We start from the raw sequence: 22,066 nt of genomic DNA, 5'->3' as shown, positions 1-22,066 counted from the left end.
ATGAAACATGTTCTTCTTCTTATTCTGTTTTCTCTGCTGGGTAAGTTTTGGGCCAGTGCTCAAGAGGAAAAAGCGGTTTATTTTGAACCCTCTGGGGAAGGAATGGTTCGGTTCTACTTTGATCAGAATTATTTTTTAGTTGATAAAACATGTGAGTTTAAATCCATCGAGCGATTAGCTGGTTTTGATGCAGCCCATTCAAAATTTAATGGGCGTTTCACTGATTTTAACCTAAAGGGCGAAATTGTTCTGGAGGGAAACTATTCGGATGGACTAAAAGATGGAATATTCAAGGCCTATCATCCAAATGGGACTGTGAAATGGGAGATGACGTATCAAAAGGATGTTCCCACAGATCAAATGCATTATTATTATCCCGATGGAAGGCGTATGCTGAGTTTGGCCTTTGGCGTGGATTACACCAAAATTGTCGAGTTCAGAACCCGTAAGGGAAAATTAAGTGTTGAAAATGGGAATGGATCCTATGAAATGATGGTTCCATTTTCTGGATACAATCCCTATGGTTATTCTTTTATTAAACACAAGGGAAAGCTTAAAAATGGCCTACCAAATGGCTATTGGCAAGTGTTTTTTGTGGACGGCAAGTCCCAGGTGTTAACCGCAGAGGAATATTATGATAATGGAAAACTAGAACAAGGCTATGACGCTTTCGCTGAGGCAAAATATTTGAGCCCGGTATATCCAAAAATCCCGTTAGACGGGTTTCAAAGAGCCGAAAATTTAGTTTCAAAACAGTGTAACTATGATGAGTTCGCTGGTTTTACCTACTATCTTGGAGAATACCTTAGCAACAGCTTATCCGCAACGCGTCCTTCTTATGCTTTTAATCATGACTTTACCTATAGCGTTCAGGTGGATGCTGATGGGGCGGCCTCAATGTTCAAGCTCTTAAGCGAATTACCACCGGAGATAGCCGCCGATTTTCAAAAAGCAGCAAAATCTGTTCAACAGTATATTCCTTCTTTTTCAAAAGGAGAATATCTTGCCGATTCCTTGAAAATTCAAGGCAAGATATCCTTGAATCAAAAAGGTTCAATCCTGATTCACAGCATTAAAGTAATTAGAACACAAGAACCTTAATTCTTTTTGATTGTTAATATTTATATTTGAAAAAATTTTGATACATGAAATTTCATAAAGAAGGATATACAAGCCTAGCGCTAGTGGTTTTATTTATTTTTATTCTCTTAGCGCTTGCACACTATTTTCAGTTTCAGGAGTGGCTACGTTACCTTATTTATCTTGTTTCTATTTTTCTGTTTATCACGATTGTCCAGTTTTTTCGCAGTCCAACTAAAAAGATCCTCTTGGACGATTCAGTCATCTTGTGTCCTGCTGATGGCAAGGTTGTGGTGATTGAACAAACCCAAGAAACAGAATATTTACAGGATCAACGCATACAGGTTTCTATCTTTATGTCACCGATCAATGTACATGTTAACCGTAATCCGGTATCCGGAGTCGTTTCTTATTTTAAATACCATCCTGGAAAGTTTTTAGTGGCCTGGCATCCAAAGTCATCCACAGATAACGAACGGACAACGGTGGTCATAAAAAAAAGCAATGATGTGGAAATTCTATTCAGACAAATTGCCGGTGCTTTGGCTAGACGAATTGTCTATTATGTTAAACAAGGCGATCAGGTTCAACAAGGTGAAGAGTTTGGTTTTATTAAATTTGGTTCTCGGGTGGATTTGTTTCTTCCCCTGGATGCAAAAGTCAATGTAAAAATTGGGGATAATGTGGTTGGCGGGAAAACCATCATCGCCCAAGTTTAAGCTTAAACCCTAAGGAGAAAAAGAATGAGCTTTCAAACCCTAATCCTAATTATTAGCTTTGTTTTTTCTTCGATCCTCTCGGGTATATCCTATTACTATAATCAGGACTTAACCACTTTTTTTATCTCTCTTTCTATAAGCTTTACATTAAGTTTCATCTTCTTATATAGTCTGCTTCAAAAGTTTATTTATGAACGCATCAAATCAGTTTATAAGCTCATCCATAACCTAAAACTGGGTAAAGACTTAAAAAATGCCTTGGGTCAGCAACGATCAAATGATTTAATTGGCGATGCCGAAAGAGTGGTTCGTGATTGGGCCAGCCAAAAGGTTTTGGAAATCGATCAACTTAAAGCTCAGGAAAAGTTCCGTAAAGAATTTCTTTCCAATATCTCACATGAATTCAAAACGCCATTGTTTGCCATACAGGGATATATAGAAACCTTGCGCGATGGGATGATTGATGATAATCCCCAGATGGCTAAATCTTTCCTAAACAGAGCGGCTAGGAATATTGACCGCTTAAGCTACCTGATTCACGATTTGGATGAAATTGCTAAATTAGAATCTGGAGAGGTTTCTCTGGAGATGGAAAAATTTGACATCAATGTCTTGATTCAAGAAACCATGGATGATTTGCAATATTCGGCGAAAGAGAACGACATCTCCTTTCTGTTCAACCCTAAAAATAACATCCCTGTTTTTGTCAAGGCAGATCGGAAAAAAATCCACCAAGTACTCACCAACTTTCTAGAAAACTCCATTAAATATGGAAAGAAAGGTGGTCAAACAATCGTTAAGACCCATTTGTTAATTGATGAAATCCTTATTGAGATTACCGATAATGGTCAAGGAATCGAGGAAAAAAATCTTTCTCGGGTTTTTGAACGTTTTTTTCGCACGGACATGAGCCGCTCGCGGGATATTGGTGGTTCTGGTTTAGGTTTAGCAATTGTCAAGCATATCATTGAAGCGCATCAACAAAATGTACATGTGCGTAGTACCGAAGGGATTGGAACAACTTTCTCCTTTACACTCGCTAGAGCGCAGAAAAATTAAGAATTTTCAAAACTTAACATTAACTTAACATTAAGTCCATAATTTTGCCATACTAAAAATATAAAATATGTCATTGAACGGTATTTTTCAATATTTTGTCCCTAAGGATAAAAAATTCTTCCCTCTTTTTGAGCAAGCAGGCTCAAATCTAATTGAAATGGCCAAACTACTTAAGGAGAGTGTTCATACTACGGACCCTCTGGTTAGGAAAGAAAACTGGAAATTATTGGAAGACCTAGAACATAAAGGAGATGGTCTGACTCATCAGATTCACCTGGAGTTAGGAAAAAACTTTATCACTCCATTCGATCGCGAAGATATTCATGCCCTGGCGAGCTCCCTAGATGACGTAGCGGATTTTATTCATGGTGCATCCAATAGAATGGAACTCTACAAAGTGGAGCAACCAAGTGAGCCAATGAAAGAAATCGCAACACTAATTGTGGAGGCTACCGAACATGTCGCTAAAGCTTTATTTGAGCTTAAGGATTTAAAAAATATTCGAAATATTACAGATTCTTGCGTAAGAATCAATAGTGTAGAAAATAAAGCAGACTACATTTTTGATAAAGCAGTTGCTGATTTATTCGAATACGAAAAAGACGCTATTAACCTAATCAAACATAAAGAGGTTCTCTCAGCAATGGAGGATGCAACAGATAAATGTGAAGATGTTGCCAATGTTTTAGAAAGTATTTTAGTGAAGAATGCGTAAGCGTTCTATTTTCACTGTTTTTTCACGTCTTTAAAAAAATAAAAGATGACCACATTATTAGTTGTCGTAATTGTTTTGGCAATTGCCTTTGACTACATCAATGGATTCCACGATGCAGCCAATTCTATTGCGACTGTTGTTTCCACCAAAGTTCTTACCCCTTTTATGGCGGTGCTTTGGGCGGCAATATTTAATTTCATTGCCTATTTCGTTTTTACCGACCATAAGGTCGCCAACACCATCGCCAAGACCGTTATCGAGGAATATATCACCCTAGAGGTTATTCTAGCAGGACTCGTTGCTGCAATTGCCTGGAACCTGTTTACCTGGTATTATGGTATTCCTTCAAGTTCTTCGCATACCTTAATTGGAGGTTTTGCAGGATCTGGTATGGCTTATGCACTTTTTCTGGGTGCAAATCCAATGGAGGCGATCAATTTGAGCGCTACTTTAAAAATAGTTTCCTTTATTGTTTTAGCTCCTCTGATCGGTTTAACTATATCTGTTATTATAACCTTGCTTATTATTAACATCTGCAAGAAAGCAAAACCACGTGTTGCGGAACGCTGGTTCAAAATATTACAATTAATTTCTTCGGGTGCTTTAAGTTTTGCACATGGAGGTAATGATGCACAAAAAGTAATGGGTATTATTGCCACCGCCTTAATTGCTCAGAATGTAATTGGATCCTTTGAGGAAATGCCTGAATGGGTACCTTTAGCATGTTATGCCGCGATTGCAGCAGGAACAATGAGTGGAGGATGGAAGATTGTAAAAACCATGGGAACCAAAATTACCAAAGTTACACCTTTAGAGGGGGTAAGTGCGGAAACTGCAGGTGCTATTACCTTAGGACTTACGGAACACTTTGGTATCCCGGTTTCAACGACACATACAATCACCGGTGCAATTATCGGGGTTGGTGTTGTTAAACGTGTATCTGCTGTAAGATGGGGTGTAACCATTAGTTTACTATGGGCTTGGGTGCTAACGATACCTGTAAGCGCAATTTTAGGCGGGTTAACCTTGGCTATTATACACTATATACTGTAGGGAAAAGTCTACAACAAACCCTAACAGGCTAATTTTTATCGAATTATAATAAAGAATTGATAAAAAATTTGCGAAATATGCCGTTTATAAGTATTTTTACGCGGCAAACGAAAAAGTTTTAGTTTGCAAAATAAGCAATTGACTGATCGACGTTTTTTGGCACCGTTATTGTTAAGTTATGTTAAATTGCTTTGTAACTAGAAACAATTAAAAATTTAATAACCTTAAAAAAAAGAGTATGAACTATTCTACAATTAAAAAAACAGCTGTTGCAGCTTCTCTAGTAGCCGCTTTAGGTTTCGCAGAAACTGCACAAGCACAAACCCCAACTGTATTTGGTGGTAGATCACAATACAGAACATGGTCAATCGGTGTTCAAGGTGGTATCACTACACCAGGAACTATTCTAGGTGGATCTAATCCTTTCGGACAAAAAGTTGGATACTTCCAAAATAAAGTAGGTGAATATTATGGATTAACTATCCGTAAACAATTCTCTCACTTATTCGGTTTAGAATTAGAAGGTAACCGTGGTCGTATCAAAACTTACAACCATGACCTATCAGGTCCTGCAAGCGAAGGTCCATATAACGCTCAATCAGCAGAAGTTAATGTAAACTGGTCAGCTAGCTTAAATGGAGTTTTCCAATTAGGTACTGTTGATTTCATGAGAAGAGAAAATGCTGTTAACTTCTACGCTAAAGTAGGTATGGGAGTATTAGCAAGTAACCCTGTATTATATTCAGACAACGATTTCCAAAATGTTGCTCATGACTATAAAGGAACTTGGGGTGAAGGTGTATTAGGAGATCGTGAACCAGACGGAACTAAAGACAACAAATTAACTGGATTTATCCCAGTTGGAGTTGGTGTTAAATTCAAATTATCTGAAGTTGTTGCCTTGAACTTAGGTTACACAATGAACTTCTCTGATGATAACTTGTTATACGGTGAAGCTAGAACTGACTACAAAGGTAAATTCTCTCACTTAACTGGTGGTTTAGAATTCACTTTAGGATCGCGTGATAAAGAAAACTTAACTTTCACTAACCCTGTTGCTACTTTGTACGACGAGTTGAAAGATCCTTCGTTACGTAATGAAGTTGAAGCTTTAAAACAACGTGTATCTACTTTAGAAGGTACTGTTGATCAATTGAGCAAAGACTCTGACGGAGACGGTGTTTCTGACAAATTTGACAAATGTGCTGGAACTCCAGCAGGAACAGTTGTTGATGGATCAGGATGTCCAATCAAATTCCCTGAAGCGCAAGAATTAACTGAAGAAGGTTCTACAGGTTACTTCGCTCCAATTCAATTCGAATTTGATAGCTCTGTATTAAAAACTGAATCTTACTCTACTTTAGATAAATTAGCTAAAGAATTGAAAGATAACAATGCATCAGTTACTTTAGATGGTTATGCATCTGCTGAAGGTACTGACGCTTACAACATGAACTTATCTACTGACCGTGCTAACGCAGTAAAACAATACCTAGTTAACGCTGGTGTTTCTGCTTCAAGCATCACTGCTACAGGAAACGGAGAAGCTAACCCAGTTGCTTCTAACGATACTGAAGAAGGTCGTGTTCAAAACCGTCGTGTTGAGATCAAAAAATAATTGTTAATTTTTTAACAATTTAAATAATCGAAAAGCCAGCTCAATGAGCTGGCTTTTTTGCGTTAGGCTTTGTTTGACATTCAATTGACATTCGCTTCTATACCTTTGTACACTTATTTTGTCCAATATTGTGGATATGTTGAAAAGATTTTAGGATAGAGCGTTTTAAAAATTGGTAAATTCAACATAGAATTCAGGGGAAGTAATTTTAAAAAAAGAGGCATATGGAAGAAGAGTTTGATTATGGATCTCCAGAGGAACAAAAATCCTCGGTTGATCGTTATGAAGAAATGCTGCGAAATCAAGACCAATACTTTTTTGACGCTAATGCGTTTGAGAGTATCATTGATTATTATATCATGGGAAATGATCCGATTAAAACCTTAGAAGTTATCGACTTTGCTTCGGCTCAACACCCCTTTAAAGCTGTTTTCCATTTGAAAAAGGCGCAGATATTGGTCAGCATGCAACAATATAATCATGCCTTATTAGCCTTAGAGAAAGCAGAACTACTCGATTCATCTGAATCTGAAATTCATTTAATTCGAGGAACTGTGCTTACGGTTTTGCAAAAAAATGAAGAAGCTGAGGAAAGTTTTTTCAAAGCACTTGAATTTGCAGAGGCAAAGGATGAGATCTATTACCAAATCGGTGAGTTTTATCAGATTCAAGGTGAATTTGAGAAGGCAATCCATTACTTGAAAAAATGCTTATCTATTAACAAAAATAACCAAGAGGCCTTGTATGAAATTGCCTTCTGTTATGACGTCATGGATAAACAAAAAGATAGTATTCAATTTTATCTTAAATACATCGATACCGATCCTTATTCTTATGCATCCTGGTATAATTTGGGTAATGCCTATCTGAAACTTGAAGATTTTAATGCGGCCATTGATGCCTATGATTATGCTATTTTAATTAAGGAGAATTTTTCCTCCGCCTATTTTAACAAAGGCAATGCCTTGTTAAATTTGGATCGATATAACGAGGCGATAGAGGTTTATAAACAAACCTTCGAATACGAACCCGCTTCTGCTGATACGTATTGCTCCATTGGAGAATGTTATGAGAAGCTCCATGAGATGGATCAAGCAAGATTGTATTATAAAAAAGCCGTAAAACTAGATAGTTTTCAGAGCGATGCTTGGTTTGGAATTGGGGTTACCTTAGATTTTGAGGACCGCTATTTCGAGTCCATCCACTTTTTCAAAAAAGCCTTGGAAATTGACGATACAAATCCAGATTATTGGTTTGCTATTGCTGATGCTCGTTATAAATTGAAGCAATTTGACCTTTCCATGGAGGCCTATGCAAAAGTTGTCGAATTGAATCCGGAGGATCCGGAGGCATGGTTGGATTATTCTTCGCTTCTCTATGAACAGGGGCAAATTGATAAGGCTATTGATATTATCACGGATGCCATTATCAATAATCCTGAAGAGGCCGTTCTTTATTACCGTATGACCGCATATTTATTTGCGAGCGGGCAAAACACCCAGGCCTTAAACTATCTTGATATAGCCTTATATACGGATCCTGACAAACATCATATCTTGTTTGAATATCTGCCGCAGCTTCAAGACAATATGACCATAGTGGATCTGATTAGAAAATATACTGGAAATTAATGAAGAAATTAGGTTTGATCGGATATCCTTTAGGGCATTCGTTCTCTAAAAAATATTACTTAGATAAATTTAAAAAAGAAGGGATCCAAGATGTGGATTATGATCTTTACCCCTTGTCCAATATAGACCAATTCGCGAGCAAAATTTTAGAAGACAAGGATTTTTATGGGGTAAATGTAACTATTCCTTATAAACAATCTGTGATGGCTTATCTGGATGAACTCTCTCAGGAGGCAGAAGAAATTTCTGCAGTAAATTGTATTCAAATTCGTCATCTTGAGAATGGAGAAACCTTTCTCAAGGGATTCAATACGGATGCCTTTGGTTTTGAGATGTCGTTGAGGCCGTTATTGAAAGAACATCATAAAAAAGCCTATGTGTTTGGAAATGGTGGTGCTACCAAAGCCGTTTGCTATAGTCTTAAAAAACTCGGCATTGCCTATCAAGTTGTTAGCAGAACCAAAAGCGATCAGACCATTACTTATCAAGAGTTAACGGTCCAGAGCGTACAGCAACACACCCTTTTAATTAATTGCAGCCCCTTAGGAACTTTTCCAAATGTGCAGGAATGCCCAGATATCCCCTATGAGGGAATCTCTGAAAATCATCTGCTTTATGATCTGATCTATAATCCCGAGCAAACACGTTTTTTGAGCATTGGACAAAAAAAAGGAGCTACCACTAAAAACGGTTTGCAAATGCTCATTTTACAGGCTGAGAAAAACTGGGAGATTTGGAATGAAGAGGTGAGTGTTTTACCCTAAGGCTTTTTATTATCTGGAACTAATCTGTTCTGTTCAAAAAGGACAATTACCATAATTACGCTCTTTTTGGTAGAAATAATTTCTATTTTTGATTATGCTACAAATTAAAACTTTGGTCTTTAATCCTTATCAGGAGAATACCTATATCCTTTTCGATGAGAACAAGAACTGTCTCATCATAGATCCAGGGATGCATAGTTATCAGGAAGAACAAGCGTTTATTGAGGCTATTGAGAAGGATGGACTGAAACCCACACGCCTGTTCAACACGCATTGCCACATTGATCATGTCCTTGGAAATCATTTTATTTGGGAAACCTACGGTCTTCTCCCTGAATTTCATGAGCAAGAACTTCCTCTTTTGGTCCGCGTTCAAAATTATGCGCCGCAAATGGGAATCAGGTATGAACCATCTCCCATCCCAGAAACCTTTCTTACACCTGAGGATACCATTCAGCTGGGAGCGCACGAACTCTCTTTAATATTTGCTCCAGGACATTCTCCAGGACACCTTTGTTTGTATAGCCAGAAGGATCATTTTCTTATTGGGGGAGATGTCCTATTCAAAGGAAGTATAGGTCGAACAGACCTACCGGGTGGTGACCATCAGCAATTACTGAATAGTATTTCTAATGAGATTTATACATTGGATGAACAAACTACCGTCTATCCTGGACACGGTCCGAGTACAACGATAAAAGAAGAAAAGCGATCCAACCCTTTTATTAGAGCATAAAAATATGAGACTGTCCTTCTTTTTTGCCAAACGCTATCTTTTTTCGAAAAAATCAATCAATGCGATCAACATTATCTCAAGCATAAGTGTTATCGGGGTGTTGGTTAGTACAGCGGCCTTGGTGATCGTCTTGTCTTTCTACAACGGTCTGGAGAAATTCATTCTCTCTCAATACAGTATCTTCTCACCCGAGCTTAGAATAGAACCTTCTTCTGGAAAAGTGTTTTCCAGCGCTGGTGAAAACTTCAAGCAACTTCGAGCAAACCCCAACATTAGTGCTTATAGTGAAGTGCTGGAAGAAAAAATTTTAGCAGAATTTGGTAGTCAACAATTTGTTGGCCGAATAAAAGGAGTCGAGCCTGAAAGCCTTCACAATCATGCAACCAAGGAGATGTTGTTTGTTGGTGAACTCGATGTTAAAATGGACAGTGTAAATTACGCAATTCTTGGCGCCCAGGTGCAGGCAAACCTGCAAGTTCCTTTGCAAGATGATCAAGAAAACAACTTAGTTTTACATAGCCCCGATAAACAAGCCTCCCCAAATAGCGTTAATCCTTTAGATGACATTCGGACCCGAAGGATTCCACCAAGCGGCATTTTAAAATTCCAACCCGGCTTTGATGACTTGATTATTGTTCCGATTGATTTTGCAAAGGATTTATTAAATGAGCATCAGCAGATCTCTGCCATCGAAATATACACCAACTCCACCAGTTCAGCTGCTTTTCAGAAAGAGATTCAGAAGCTTTTAGGTGAAGAGTATATCGTTAAAAATAGGGAGCAACAAAACCCAACACTTTATAAAACGGTGCGTTCTGAAAAATGGATAGTCTTCTTTATCATCACAATTATTGGCGTGATTGCCATTTTTAATATCATTGGGTCCCTCACCATGCTCGTGATTGATAAGAAACAAGACATGGTCGTACTCAAAAGTCTAGGAGCTGGACATAGTCTAGTTCAAAATATCTTTTTCTATCAGGGAGTGTTGATTGCACTGATTGGTAGCTTTGTCGGTGCTCTGATCGGTCTAGCGTTCTGTTTATTGCAGCAAAAATTTGGTTTTATTACCACTAGCGCAGGCTCGCTGTTTGAGGCTTATCCGGTTGATATCCGACTCATGGATTTTACCATTATTTTTTCAACCGTAATGGTGGTGTCTATTCTAGTTTCTTATTTAGCCTCCAGGCTAAACTCCAAAGAATTCGCTAAACGGGATGAGCTGGACTCTATTTAAAGGATTAATATTTCAGTCGTTTTCGGCTGTAATCGCCTCTTTTGATCTGGTTAATCAACTCGCCCCATGCAAATGGATTCAATAAAGGATTTGAAAAATTCTGATTCATGTTTTTATTAGACATGTTAATATGCCTTTGGAAACTATTGTATGCTTGAATCTCCTCTGCACTGCGGGGTACAATTTTAGACAAGGAAGCCAAGGCTTGTGGTGAAAGATTTCGTTTGGCTGCGATCAAATCGTCGTTACCAACATTCATCGCCAGAAACTCTCGATTAAATTCCTCAATAGAGGCCCATGGCAATGGGGGGCCAACTACGACCACTGGTAATTCTTCAATTAAAGGAAGCATTTCAATACGTAGGCTATATTTATCCGTTAATACCTCAGGAATGGTCACCGATGCACCTTTATAGCCGATAGAACTAAACTCTATCTGGTCTCCAACGTGCGCTACGAATGAAAAATATCCTTCATGATTGGCCGTAAAACTTTCGTTGTTGTAACTGCTGTTGCGAATGCTAACATAGGGTACTGAAATATCGGTTTCAGTCGCTACGATGTAGCCAGAGAACTGCACAAGTTTTCTAGTTTGTCCCTGACTCACTTGAGCCAAAACCAAAAGCAAACCGATATAAACATATTTCAGCCAATTTTTCATTCTTTACAAAACTACAGAAATCGGTAAAAAGATGGTAGTTAAATAGTGTTAACCATCTCTATTATTTTCATTACAATTGGTTGGGTGTAATGGCGTTGGGGTCATCCATGTCAGTAATGTTGACTGCCTCAATAGCGACAATCTCAGGAACTGCTTTTTTGATAGCTTGTTCCAGACCCGCCTTGAAAGTCATGATACTCATTGAACAATTTGCACACGTCCCCAATAGCTTTAGTTTCACTACATTCTCTGGTGTAATTTCTTCGACAGAAACATCACCTCCATCAGTTTGTAAATAGGGTCTGATGGAATCTAGGGCCTGCTCAACTCTTTCTAATAAGGTCATTTTATACTGCTACTTTATATATATAGAGTAAAGATAGTTAATTTTTAACAAAATTGATTATCCCATAAAGCTTTTCAACAAGCGGATGACAAAATCGGTTTAAGGAAGGAGCAGGGGAAATTAGCCCTTTTTTTTATCTTCTCGGGTCATTATTTCACTGAGTAGCAATAGCCTTCGGTCGTTCTGCGTTTTTGCTGTGAGCGTCCCAGCAAACCTGTATAAATTGGTAAATGCGGTTTGAAACCCTATGTTTTGCTCGTTTTGTTCGCCAATCTGTTTAGTTAAAGATTGTTAAAAGCAAAATAACTGCTTCTGTGTCTTCACTAATTCAAGTATTTTCGCCTATAATTATAATTGAATATTAGTATTAATTCACGTATCTTTGTGGGATGTTTTTAAAGAATAATGTATTTAGCCTAATTGTCGGCTTATTTCTTTTATTGGGCATGGGTAGCTGTAAGAGCAAGTTTGAGAAACTTCGCGCGAGCAATAACATTCCAATGAAGTATCAAGAAGCTGTGAAGTACTACGAAAAAGGGAAGTACACCAAATCACTAACGCTATTTGAGGATTTATTAACTAAATACCGTGGGACAGCTGATGCAGAAGACCTGAATTATTACACGGCCTATGCCAGCTACCGTTTAAAGGATTATATCTCTGCCAGACATCACTTTAAATCTTTCGCAGATAACTACCCGAATTCACAACGGGCTGAAGAATGTAGATTCATGTCAGCATATTGTTTTTATTTAGATTCTCCTCGGTCTAATCTAGATCAGGAAAACACCAAAAGGGCCATTGATCAGCTGCAACTTTTTGTGAATCTATATCCAGAATCTGAAAGAGCAAAAGAAGCCGGGGATTTAATTCAGAATTTGCGTGACAAATTAGAGAAAAAGGCTTTTGATAATGCAAAACTCTATTATAACATGGGTTTACCTGATGATTATAGAGCCGCTGTAATTGCTTTAGAAAATGTTCTAAAACAATATCCGGACACCAAACATGCTGAAGATGTGGAGTATTTATTAGTCAAATCGCAATATTTATTCGCTGATAATTCCTATCCACATCGTCAAGAAAAAAGATTCAACGAAATGTTGGATTACTATACAACGTTCTCTGAACATTATCCGGATAGTAAGTACAAAAACGAACTTCAAAATCTACGTAGTAGTGCTGAAAAGAAAATTACTCAGGCGGTGAAGTTATTGGAAAATCAGGAAAAAGCGAGAAAACAAAGTGTAGAGGATCTAGGTGTTTCCACAGCAGTTGAAGTTACCCAAGAAACAAAATAACACACCAAATTAGTACATACATATTTTAGTATATATGAATCAGAATAAAAACACAGTCCCAAGCTCAACCGTTACAAGAGATTTAAGAGATTTCGATCAGGAGACGGAAAATCTTTACGAATCAATCGTGGTTATCAGCAAACGTGCTAACCAAATTTCTGTTGAGGTTAAGGAAGAACTTAATCAAAAGCTTTCTGAATTCGCAACCAGTAACGACAACTTGGAAGAGGTGTTCGAAAACCGTGAGCAAATTGAGATTTCTAAACATTATGAGCGTTTACCAAAACCTTCTTTAGTGTCGATTGATGAGTTCTTAAACAATAAAATCTATTACAGGAACCCAGCTAAGGAACAAGAATAGGTCTGAAATATGTCTTTAAAAGACAAAAATATTGTAATCGGGATAAGCGGTAGTATTGCCGCTTATAAGATTGCTTTGTTAGTAAGACTACTTCGTAAGGCAGAAGCTTCCGTTCAAGTTATTATGAGCCAAGAAGCAACGAATTTTATTACTCCCCTTACCCTTTCTACCCTTTCCAATAAGCCCGTTTTAGTAGAATACTACGATCAAAAAACTGGGCAATGGAACAATCATGTCAAAATTGCTGAAAATGCAGACATCATTCTAATAGCTCCAGCTTCGGCCAATACGCTGGCAAAATGTGCCCACGGAGTATGTGATAACCTGCTCCTAGCGGTCTATTTATCGGCTAAAGGGCCAGTTTGCTTTGCCCCTGCTATGGATCTAGACATGTGGAAACACGGGGCCGTTCAAGGAAACATCCAGTTACTCAAATCTTATGGAAACACCATTATTCCCGTTGGGAACGGTGAGCTGGCAAGTGGGCTAACAGGGGAAGGAAGGATGGCTGAACCTGAGGAAATTTTTGAGTTTCTGCAGGCCTTAAGTACCCAAGAGAAACCCTTATCAGGAAAGAAAGCTCTCGTTTCGGCAGGTCCTACCTATGAGGCAATTGATCCTGTTCGGTTTATCGGTAACCATTCGAGCGGAAAAATGGGCTATGCCATTGCCGAAAGACTACATCAACTTGGCGCAGAAGTTACCTTGGTGAGTGGCCCTACTGCATTGGATGCTCCATCTGGCATTAACAGAGTCTCTATAACCTCCGCCAAACAAATGCTAGAAGCGTGTGAGAAAGTTTTTGAATATAGCGATATCATCGTGATGAGTGCAGCCGTTGCGGACTACACCCCCACTCACGTCGCGAGTGAAAAAATTAAAAAGAAACAAGATACCTTCTCCATAGAACTAGAGAAAACCACAGATATCCTATTTCAACTCAGCAAAAAGAAAAAATCAAATCAAACCCTGGTGGGTTTTGCCCTTGAGACAAATGACGAGTTAGCGAATGCAAAATCCAAATTGGAAAGAAAAAACCTAGATTTCATAGTATTAAACTCTATGGCTGACCCCGGCGCAGGCTTTGCGCACGATACGAATAAAATTACAGTGATCACTAAACTAGGTGAAGTTAAAGCGTATCCTTTAAAAACCAAACAACAGGTAGCTATCGATATATCAGAGCTGATAGTTGATCATCAAAACTCGATTTAGCCACTAGTGTAAACCATTAATCGCTAAAAATCCTAATTACTTTACATTAATTATCCTGCTTAGAGACAAAATAAATTTTTGATGTTTTTATAATATTTCAAATATTTCGTTTTGTCACACCAATCTAGGACTTTTATGTTCGCTAATATTTCTGCACACCTTTATCTTATGAAAATCATGGAGATAGGTATGGAGAAAGCCCCGTCTGAAACTGCTTTAAAATTAAAAAATCAGGGTATGGATGTTGCAGAAATTGCCTCTACTGTGGCACTTCCTGCCAAGCAAATTAAAAAGTTAAAATAGTGATTTCAATAAACTTATTTTATAAATTCGAGAGTAACGTCCTAACATAAAAATCATAAACTATCTTATGAGGAACCTATGTAGCTAAATTTATTAGTAAAATGTGTTTAAAAACTTTGGCTCACTTGGTTTTGTTAAAAACAATGCTAACAAAATTAGTTTTTCTGTCGTTTTTTCTTATATTTGTTTAACTAATGATTTAAACGATATAATTATGACACATTCAAAATATATTGACCTTACTACTGATTACGGTTTCAAGCGTATTTTTGGAACCGACGTAAATAAGGATTTATTAATTGCTTTTTTGAACGATCTTTTTAGAGGAAAAAAGAATATCAAAGATATTGAATACAACAAGAACGAACACGTAGGCGATTCCCAAGAGACAGGAACTGTTATTTTTGATTTGACCTGCACAGGAGAGAACGGAGAAAGATTCATAATAGAAGTACAACGTAGTCAGCAAAGTAATCTAAAACGGCGTATGCTTTATTATGGAAGTAAGCTCATCTCTGATCAGGCTCCGAAGGGATCTCGCAGGGAATGGAACTATGCAATAAGCGAAGTCTATGTGATTGTATTGATGGATGGATTTTGTATGCCTGATGGTGATGGTAGCAAAGATTTTTTGCATGATATTTGCCTATGTAAGAGAGATTCAGGTAAAGTTTTTTATGAAGATTTAGGTTTCGTATTCATAGAATTGATTAACTTTACAAAAACTGAAAAGGACTTGGTCAGTGATCTAGATCGCTGGATACACGTACTAAAGAATATGTCCAATATGGATAGATTGCCTGGGTACTTGCGTAAACCAATATTTGAGAAATTATTTAGCATAGCTGAATATGGTAAATTAAACAAGGAGGAACGTGTTATGTACGATGTGAGCTTAAAACGCAAATGGGATGACTATTCAATCCGTGAAACGGCCAGATTAGAGGTTGAAAAGGGAAGAGAAAAGGGAAGAGAAGAAGGAAGAGAAGAAGGAAGAGAAGAAGGAAGAGAAGAAGGAAGAGAAGAAGGAATGGCTAAAGGTATGGAGAAGGGAATGGAGAAGGGCTTGGCGGAAGGAATGGAGAAAGCTCTACTTGAAACTGCTTTAAAATTAAAAAATAAGGGTATGGATGTGGTAGAAATTGCCTCCATTGTAGCGCTTCCTGTTGAGCAGATTAAAAAGTTAAAATAGTCTATAGGTTCACAAAGCTATTCAAATATATTTTTACAAAAACTGAAAAGGACTTGGTCAGTGATCTAGATCGCTGGACACACGTACTAAAGAATATGTCCAATATGGATAGATTGCCTGGGCACTTGCGTAAACCAATATTTGAGAAATTATTTAGCATAGCTGAATATGGTAAATTAAACAAGGAGGAACGTGTTATGGACGATGTGAGCTTAAAACGCAAATGGGATGACTATTCAATCCGTGAAACGGCCAGATTAGAGGTTGAAAAGGGAAGAGAAGAAGGAATGGCGGAAGGTATGGCGGAGGGTATGGAGAAAGGAATGGCGGAGGGTATGGAGAAAGGAATGGAGAAGAGTATAGAGAAAGCCCTACTTGAAATTGCTTTAAAATTAAAAAATAAGGGTATGGATGTTGCAGAAATTGCCTTCATTGTAGCGCCTCCTGTTGAGCAGATTAAAAAGTTAAAATAGTCTATAGGTCCATAAAGCTATTCAAATATATTGAATAGTTTTGTGTTTTTTTCCTGGGTCAACAAAAAGGTCACCTGAAGTATAATTTTCAAAAATTACCTAGGTTGTAGCGCTTATAGTTGTACAAATTAGTGCCTGGCGAATTGGAGAATTCCGAATGATTTTCTTTCTGCTTTGGATCCTTTTTTCAAGTTTCTGGATTATTGCTCTTCTATAACCTGCAAGTCAATTTCTCCATGGTTTACGTGGACAAGGGCAAAGCAAAGATTTTTACATTTTAACACATGCCAACCATCGGCCTTATTTGGCAAACAATCTTTTGTGATCGTTTTACTTATGGTGAATGCTTGAGCTTGTTTCAAAGAAATCTGGATGCAAGGTATCTTAGCAGATAAATGGTTGCTTAAAGCCAACTCTATACTGGGTATAAATTCCTTGCCTTGGAATATTCCTAGCTTAGTTCCTATGGAGTCCAAAGTTAAGACCTGATCAAGGTTACCGACGATTTCTTCTGTATCTATTGGGAAGAAATACAGCTCTTCCCCCCTTTCAAGTACCCGAAAACGCTCTGGACTGCTAAGCCACTGGTTCAATAAATCATGACCGGACAATAACGGCTCTGCTAGTTTCTGATCTAGTGTCCTATTTTCTTGGTTGGATGAAACTCGTATTAAGGCGGCAAAGAAACCTAAGCCGTGGGAATTCTGTGGATAAAAGTGGTACGAATACGCCTTATTTATATCCGAATAGTTTTCAACAATTCTCCAAGCGGAATCCGTTGGAATCGAAATGCTTTCAGCAGCATAATTATCTAGAATCCAATTTAAAAAATCTTCGTTTTGCTGTTTCGAATTGACATTAGAGCTCAAAAGTAAATACCCCGTAGGTTTAATGCTCGCTATTACATCGCCCAGGACTTTCTTTTTCCTTTGTAAGTGAAGATCTTGTTGACTCTGATACAAACGATCCCTTATGATTTCTTGGTCTTCGTTTACCGTTTCCTTATCTTGGGACGAATCCATTAAAACCAGATCAAAGAGGCCGGGTGTGTGCAAGAAAGTGGAAGAATCATTGTTTGAGAGCAGCACATTTGCAGAGCCCCAACGCCTTAGGTTCCTTTTTACCGTTCTATTCTTTTTCGAATCGCTTTGATTGCAAACAAGCAGCGTACTCGGGTCCAAATACGCTGTCAATAAAATCGATTTCTCACCCGCTGAAACGTCCAGGACAACCTTATTTGGTTTTGTAAGGCCTGCATGCTGAACCATATGAGCAATAAACTGCTCAGATGAATTCAAGACAAAATAGGCTCCTGCCTTTAAATACAGATCTGAAGAGTTCGGCAGTTCTTTTTTTAGATATTGTCCCAGCGGACTCCATGGGATTCGTGTAGCAAGAGGTAAATCAGAAGGCGTTTCTTTGTCAGGATTCAAAAGTATGGCAGGTGCTTTATCCCCCTTCTTCTGTGCTCTTAAAAAAGCATCCTGGTCAAAAAATGGATCTGAACCTAATTTACGAATAAGGGCATTGGGTAAAAAATTGCTCATACATTTTCTGATTAATCTATGTAAATTTACGAAATATCTGTTTTAACTGAAAAATGAAAGAATTTAAGAAGTATTACATTATACCTGCTAGCCCACAAGAGTTGTATCTCGCCTTGACCACCGAAATTACTATTCGTTTGTGGACAGGAGACCTTGTCACAATCGATCCCGTTGTGGGTGGCGAATTCTCGATGTGGGATGGTGCGATCCAAGGAAAATTTTTAGAGCTTGAACCGTATACTAAGATTGTCCAGCAATGGTATTTTGGTCAGCAGGATCTCCCTTCAATTGTTACGCTGAAACTGCATGAACATAAAAGAGGCACTTCCTTGGAAGTTAGTCAGACGAATATTCCTGAACAGGAATACGATGATATTATTGAGGGTTGGTCCGGCACCTATGTTGCCTCGTTATTGGAATTTTATGAAGAGGACGAGGATTAACCCGCTAATTTTCTTCCCTCAGAGAGATTAATCTGAGGCTTTTAATTTAATTGATGTAATTCTTTTGCACCGGAAACGCTAGATTGTTCCCTTCATAGTTTGCCCTAGTGTCCCATCAGCGTTAATTAATCAACTAATTATTTCGTAAAAAAAAGTCCTTTGCAACGCATTGACTAAAACCTATTCCTAATTTTGGTAAGGTTCTTGTTACACCATTTGTCGTTGTTTTTTACCATAAATTTACAAAAGGCCTATTGGCCAATTAACTATTTAAAAACGGTATATTTGACACGATTAATCACTTAATGAATTGCTAATAAGAACTTTTATCATGAAAAAAACTATTTTTTCTCTACTACTTTTTGCCGTTTGTGGGCTTAACGCAGCACTAGCACAATTTTCTCGTCCGATCAGTATTGGCATTGGCGGGGGACCGACCATCAACTTAACGGACCTGGCAAATGTAGATAGTAAATTTGCTGGACATATTGATGTAGATGGACTCATTACACCATTTATTTCAGCTGGTGTACATGCAGAAAAAGGTGTTTTGAGCGGGTATGGCTATAATAGTGATTTCAAAAACGATTACTATGCTTTTAATGCAAATGCCAAAGTTAGAATGGGTCAGTTCATGTCCATTCCAGATAATTACAGTTATTATAACCTTCAAAGCAGTACCTTTCATAAAATACTTGCCAATATTTATGTCGGTGCGGGTGCTGGTTTGATGAAAAATAACATTGAAAAAAATATTGCACCAGAGTATGCAACAGCGATTGAACCTAATGGCGGTTACATCTCGGATGATTTGGATGGTTTCCATTTTGTTGTCCCGGTAAATGTTGGGCTGGATGTACCTTTTGGAAGGACACTTTACGGACCGCAATGGGCAATTAACCTAAATTATCAACATACCATTACCACCAAGGATAATCTAGATGGTGTGATTAACAGCAAAAATGATCATTATGGTTATATTTCTTTGGGTGTTAAATATGCATTATTCCAAAGACCTTAAACCAATGCTAATACGCTAACTTCTACATACTAAATAACAAAATAAGGAAAAGATGAAAAGAATATTCCTAGATCGAATATACATTGCAGCCTGCTTAGCTATTTTAATGGCTGTGGTAAGTTGTACGACCTCCAACAACATTTATAAGGCGCCAAAAGTTTCAGCATTTAAGGGTGGAAAACTACCCCCTCCTCCAGGAATGGTTTATGTTCCTTCGGGAACCATTTTATTTAAAGGTTCTTTGGATAGCGGGAATGTTGGGAAAAATGTCAGCTTAAGTGCTTTCTTTATAGATGAAACTGAGGTGACCAATAAACAATACCGCGAATTCGTGAATTGGGTAGCGGACTCTATAGCTGTTACCGATTACCTTAATGATGAACAATATTTCAGAGATATTGCTAGCGAAGATGGCGAGGGAAAACAAATCGATTGGAAAAAAGTAAGACGAATCTCCCCTATTTGGAAAAGTAATGACCCGTCAATTGCCGAGAGAATTGCCCCAATGCTAGACATGAAAGGTTCAACACGAGCACTTAATCCTGAAATCGTTAAATACCGGTACTCCTACCTAAAAACCAAGGGCAATTTGAAAAAGGAATACGTAACCGACACGATTTCGGTTATTGTTGCAGAAGATATTTGGTCAAAAGATTTTCCAAATGCACAATTAACTTCGCTGGATGCAAATTACTTTACCCATCAATCCTTTGATTATTATCCGGTGATCGGGGTAACCTGGCACCAGGCCAGAGCTTATTCGGACTGGAGAGGAAAAGAAATGATGGCCAATTTGATGAAAAACTCCTATTTGAGTGGTTATAAATTGACCTTTACTTTGCCAACCGAGGCACAATGGCAGTATGCCGCTGAGGGTAAAATTGATCCTAGAGATACCATTGCAGGCGTTAGACACACCATTAATGCAGAAGATGGAAAAGAGAAGTTAGCGGTTAACTATAAACAAGGTGAGGGAACTTATTCGCGTGATGGAGCAACCTTTACACTTCCGGTGAAATCGTATACGCCAAATAAATTTGGCATCTATAATATGGCCGGGAATGTCTCTGAGTGGACTTTAGATGCCTATAGTCCTTCCGCAGTTGCTTTTGTGAACGATTTGAACCCGGTATTGCTTTATGATGCGGATCCAGAGGATGCTGATGCACTAAAGAGAAAAGTAGTTCGTGGAGGATCTTGGAAAGATAATGGAGAGCAACTAAACAGCGAAACTAGAAATTATTCGGTTGATTACGAACCGCATTCCTATACTGGATTCCGCTGTGTGATGTCTGCTTTTGAATTACCGACTATTCAAAGTAAGACTCGAAAATACTAGTAATTGATTTGTTTAGAATTAAAGATGTTTAAAATGAAAAACTGGATGATGTTAGTGGCCATGGCTTTTGGAGTTTCTCCATTGATGGCACAGATTATCGATACAATACCAGATAGTACAGCGGTTACGCCAGAACTAATGCAAATGAATTCCTCAACGGACTCCCTGGAGCCTGTTGGTGAGGTCTTAGCAGATACCATTCCTACTACTGATGGTTTCTACCAAGTGAACAATCTAGAAGATGCTGTTCCTTTTGCTTATCCTGAGGTAAACTTAAAGAATATCCGTTTTTATAAAAGAGTTTGGAGAGATATCGATTTAAAGGATGAACGTAATTACATTTACGCCGTTCCGGGAAACTCCCTGATGGAGGTCATTATGAAGGCAATCGAAACGGGTAAATTGACCCCTTACAGTGCTGAGGACGACTCGTTCAAAGGCAAGCTTTCCGCAAGCGAGGGTATGTCTAGGTTCGCCGATTCTGTTTTGGTTCCCATTTTTGATGATGAGGGGAATCAGATCGACGCACGAATGGCTTTAAATGAATTTAATCCTGAGCGCGTGACGAAATTTAGAATTAAAGAAGATATTTTCTTTGATAAACAAAGAGGACGTTTGGAAACTCGTATCATTGGTGTTGCACCTTTGATGGACATAACCACTTCTTCAGAATTAGCCTCTTCTGTTGGTTCTACTCCAGCCTTCTGGTTGTACTTCCCTCAACTTCGTTATAGTTTAGTGAAGGTTGACATCTCTGATCCGGATCGTGGCTTGTATGATATGACCATGGATGATCTTTTTGTTCAACGTAAATTTGCCAGTAAAATTATACGGGAATCTTCTCCTGGCATGTTACAACAGGCTCAGCTGGCAAAAACCGACAGCACCGGAACCACTTTAGAATTAGAGGATAAACTAGAATCCTATAAAAAGAAACTTTGGACTACTCCAAAAGGCGTGAATCCAGAAAATCTTCAGGGATACGAACAAGACTTGAAAATTCAAGAGGAAAATAAAAGAAGAAAAGAAAAACTAGAGCTTCAACACCAGGCCAGACAAGCTGAACAAGAACAGCAGTCAGAGCAGCAATTGGAAGAGCTACTACAGGAAACCACTGAAGGGGAACAACCTGCCCAGCAGCAGGAAACTCCACCAAGTGAAGAAGGAAGTAGCGAAGAGTTTCAACAATAGTTTACTTTTTTACCTCATTAAGAATAGCTACACCCTGCCGGGTTGTAGCTATTTTTTTGTC

23 protein-coding genes are annotated in these 22,066 nt (G+C 38.2%); 20 read left to right on the top strand and 3 right to left on the bottom strand.

Annotated features, from left to right (window positions below):
- The 10 genes from AC6CHH_RS00590 to AC6CHH_RS00545 all read left to right on the top strand — a co-directional run bounded on the left by AC6CHH_RS00590 (position 1) and on the right by AC6CHH_RS00545 (position 10,612).
- Positions 1–1,101, top strand: a complete 1,101-nt coding sequence (locus tag AC6CHH_RS00590; protein ID WP_498278639.1) for a toxin-antitoxin system YwqK family antitoxin — start codon at positions 1–3, stop codon at positions 1,099–1,101.
- 44 nt (positions 1,102–1,145) lie between these two features.
- The gene (locus tag AC6CHH_RS00585; RefSeq protein ID WP_498278637.1) at positions 1,146–1,799 is read left to right on the top strand and encodes a phosphatidylserine decarboxylase family protein; all 654 of its coding nucleotides are present in this window, start codon (positions 1,146–1,148) and stop codon (positions 1,797–1,799) included.
- Positions 1,800–1,823: 24 nt separating this feature from the next.
- Positions 1,824–2,858, top strand: coding sequence for a sensor histidine kinase (locus tag AC6CHH_RS00580; protein ID WP_498278635.1), 1,035 nt, complete (start codon positions 1,824–1,826; stop codon positions 2,856–2,858).
- A gap of 67 nt (positions 2,859–2,925) precedes the next feature.
- Positions 2,926–3,573 (top strand): DUF47 domain-containing protein, encoded by a 648-nt coding sequence (locus AC6CHH_RS00575; RefSeq protein WP_498278633.1) that lies wholly within the window; start codon positions 2,926–2,928, stop codon positions 3,571–3,573.
- A gap of 45 nt (positions 3,574–3,618) precedes the next feature.
- Positions 3,619–4,626, top strand: a complete 1,008-nt coding sequence (locus AC6CHH_RS00570) for an inorganic phosphate transporter (RefSeq protein WP_498278631.1) — start codon at positions 3,619–3,621, stop codon at positions 4,624–4,626.
- A gap of 238 nt (positions 4,627–4,864) precedes the next feature.
- Positions 4,865–6,244: an OmpA family protein gene (locus AC6CHH_RS00565; protein ID WP_498278629.1), complete on the top strand. Its 1,380-nt coding sequence runs from the start codon at positions 4,865–4,867 to the stop codon at positions 6,242–6,244.
- A 224-nt stretch (positions 6,245–6,468) separates the two neighbouring features.
- Complete coding sequence (locus tag AC6CHH_RS00560) at positions 6,469–7,875, top strand: tetratricopeptide repeat protein (protein WP_498278627.1); 1,407 nt, start codon at positions 6,469–6,471, stop codon at positions 7,873–7,875.
- Positions 7,875–8,639, top strand: coding sequence for a shikimate dehydrogenase family protein (locus AC6CHH_RS00555; RefSeq protein ID WP_498278625.1), 765 nt, complete (start codon positions 7,875–7,877; stop codon positions 8,637–8,639). Before AC6CHH_RS00560 ends, AC6CHH_RS00555 begins: the two co-directional genes overlap by 1 nt.
- Positions 8,640–8,733: 94 nt before the next feature.
- Positions 8,734–9,375, top strand: coding sequence for an MBL fold metallo-hydrolase (locus AC6CHH_RS00550; RefSeq protein WP_498278623.1), 642 nt, complete (start codon positions 8,734–8,736; stop codon positions 9,373–9,375).
- A gap of 4 nt (positions 9,376–9,379) precedes the next feature.
- Positions 9,380–10,612 carry an ABC transporter permease gene (locus AC6CHH_RS00545; RefSeq protein ID WP_498278621.1) on the top strand — a complete coding sequence of 411 codons (1,233 nt, stop codon included), beginning with the start codon at positions 9,380–9,382 and terminating at the stop codon, positions 10,610–10,612.
- A gap of 4 nt (positions 10,613–10,616) precedes the next feature.
- Here AC6CHH_RS00545 and AC6CHH_RS00540 read toward each other — a convergent pair whose 3' ends face one another.
- Positions 10,617–11,273, bottom strand: a complete 657-nt coding sequence (locus tag AC6CHH_RS00540) for a hypothetical protein (RefSeq protein ID WP_498278619.1) — start codon at positions 11,271–11,273, stop codon at positions 10,617–10,619.
- 70 nt (positions 11,274–11,343) lie between these two features.
- On the bottom strand, positions 11,344–11,619 hold the full coding sequence (locus AC6CHH_RS00535; RefSeq protein WP_498278617.1) for a NifU family protein: 276 nt from the start codon (positions 11,617–11,619) through the stop codon (positions 11,344–11,346).
- Between the two features lie 389 nt (positions 11,620–12,008).
- Here AC6CHH_RS00535 and AC6CHH_RS00530 point away from each other — a divergent pair, with 389 nt between their 5' ends.
- From AC6CHH_RS00530 to AC6CHH_RS00505, 6 genes are all read left to right on the top strand, one after another.
- Positions 12,009–12,920, top strand: coding sequence for an outer membrane protein assembly factor BamD (locus AC6CHH_RS00530; protein ID WP_498278615.1), 912 nt, complete (start codon positions 12,009–12,011; stop codon positions 12,918–12,920).
- A 34-nt stretch (positions 12,921–12,954) separates the two neighbouring features.
- Positions 12,955–13,281 (top strand): DNA-directed RNA polymerase subunit omega, encoded by a 327-nt coding sequence (locus tag AC6CHH_RS00525; RefSeq protein WP_498278613.1) that lies wholly within the window; start codon positions 12,955–12,957, stop codon positions 13,279–13,281.
- Between the two features lie 9 nt (positions 13,282–13,290).
- Positions 13,291–14,496: a bifunctional phosphopantothenoylcysteine decarboxylase/phosphopantothenate--cysteine ligase CoaBC gene (coaBC, locus tag AC6CHH_RS00520; protein ID WP_498278611.1), complete on the top strand. Its 1,206-nt coding sequence runs from the start codon at positions 13,291–13,293 to the stop codon at positions 14,494–14,496.
- Between the two features lie 177 nt (positions 14,497–14,673).
- The gene (locus tag AC6CHH_RS00515; RefSeq protein ID WP_498278609.1) at positions 14,674–14,799 is read left to right on the top strand and encodes a hypothetical protein; all 126 of its coding nucleotides are present in this window, start codon (positions 14,674–14,676) and stop codon (positions 14,797–14,799) included.
- 214 nt (positions 14,800–15,013) lie between these two features.
- Positions 15,014–15,991, top strand: coding sequence for an Rpn family recombination-promoting nuclease/putative transposase (locus AC6CHH_RS00510; protein WP_498278607.1), 978 nt, complete (start codon positions 15,014–15,016; stop codon positions 15,989–15,991).
- Positions 15,988–16,464, top strand: coding sequence for a PD-(D/E)XK nuclease family transposase (locus tag AC6CHH_RS00505; RefSeq protein WP_498279109.1), 477 nt, complete (start codon positions 15,988–15,990; stop codon positions 16,462–16,464). Before AC6CHH_RS00510 ends, AC6CHH_RS00505 begins: the two co-directional genes overlap by 4 nt.
- A 200-nt stretch (positions 16,465–16,664) precedes the next feature.
- Here AC6CHH_RS00505 and AC6CHH_RS00500 read toward each other — a convergent pair whose 3' ends face one another.
- Positions 16,665–18,011, bottom strand: a complete 1,347-nt coding sequence (locus tag AC6CHH_RS00500; RefSeq protein ID WP_498278605.1) for a hypothetical protein — start codon at positions 18,009–18,011, stop codon at positions 16,665–16,667.
- A 53-nt stretch (positions 18,012–18,064) separates the two neighbouring features.
- On the opposite strand from AC6CHH_RS00500, the gene AC6CHH_RS00495 reads away from it, so the two are divergent.
- The 4 genes from AC6CHH_RS00495 (at position 18,065) to porN (ending at position 22,005) form a co-directional block, all read left to right on the top strand.
- Positions 18,065–18,454 (top strand): SRPBCC domain-containing protein, encoded by a 390-nt coding sequence (locus AC6CHH_RS00495; RefSeq protein WP_498278603.1) that lies wholly within the window; start codon positions 18,065–18,067, stop codon positions 18,452–18,454.
- Between the two features lie 331 nt (positions 18,455–18,785).
- Positions 18,786–19,475, top strand: coding sequence for an outer membrane beta-barrel protein (locus AC6CHH_RS00490; protein WP_498278601.1), 690 nt, complete (start codon positions 18,786–18,788; stop codon positions 19,473–19,475).
- A 52-nt stretch (positions 19,476–19,527) separates the two neighbouring features.
- Positions 19,528–20,814, top strand: coding sequence for a T9SS ring complex lipoprotein PorK/GldK (gene porK / locus AC6CHH_RS00485; RefSeq protein ID WP_498278599.1), 1,287 nt, complete (start codon positions 19,528–19,530; stop codon positions 20,812–20,814).
- 33 nt (positions 20,815–20,847) lie between these two features.
- Positions 20,848–22,005, top strand: a complete 1,158-nt coding sequence (gene porN / locus AC6CHH_RS00480; RefSeq protein ID WP_498278597.1) for a type IX secretion system ring subunit PorN/GldN — start codon at positions 20,848–20,850, stop codon at positions 22,003–22,005.
- Positions 22,006–22,066: the final 61 nt, after the last annotated feature.

This window comes from Sphingobacterium sp. GQ94 (assembly GCF_059758715.1).
This window is presented reverse-complemented; position numbering and strand designations above follow the sequence as displayed.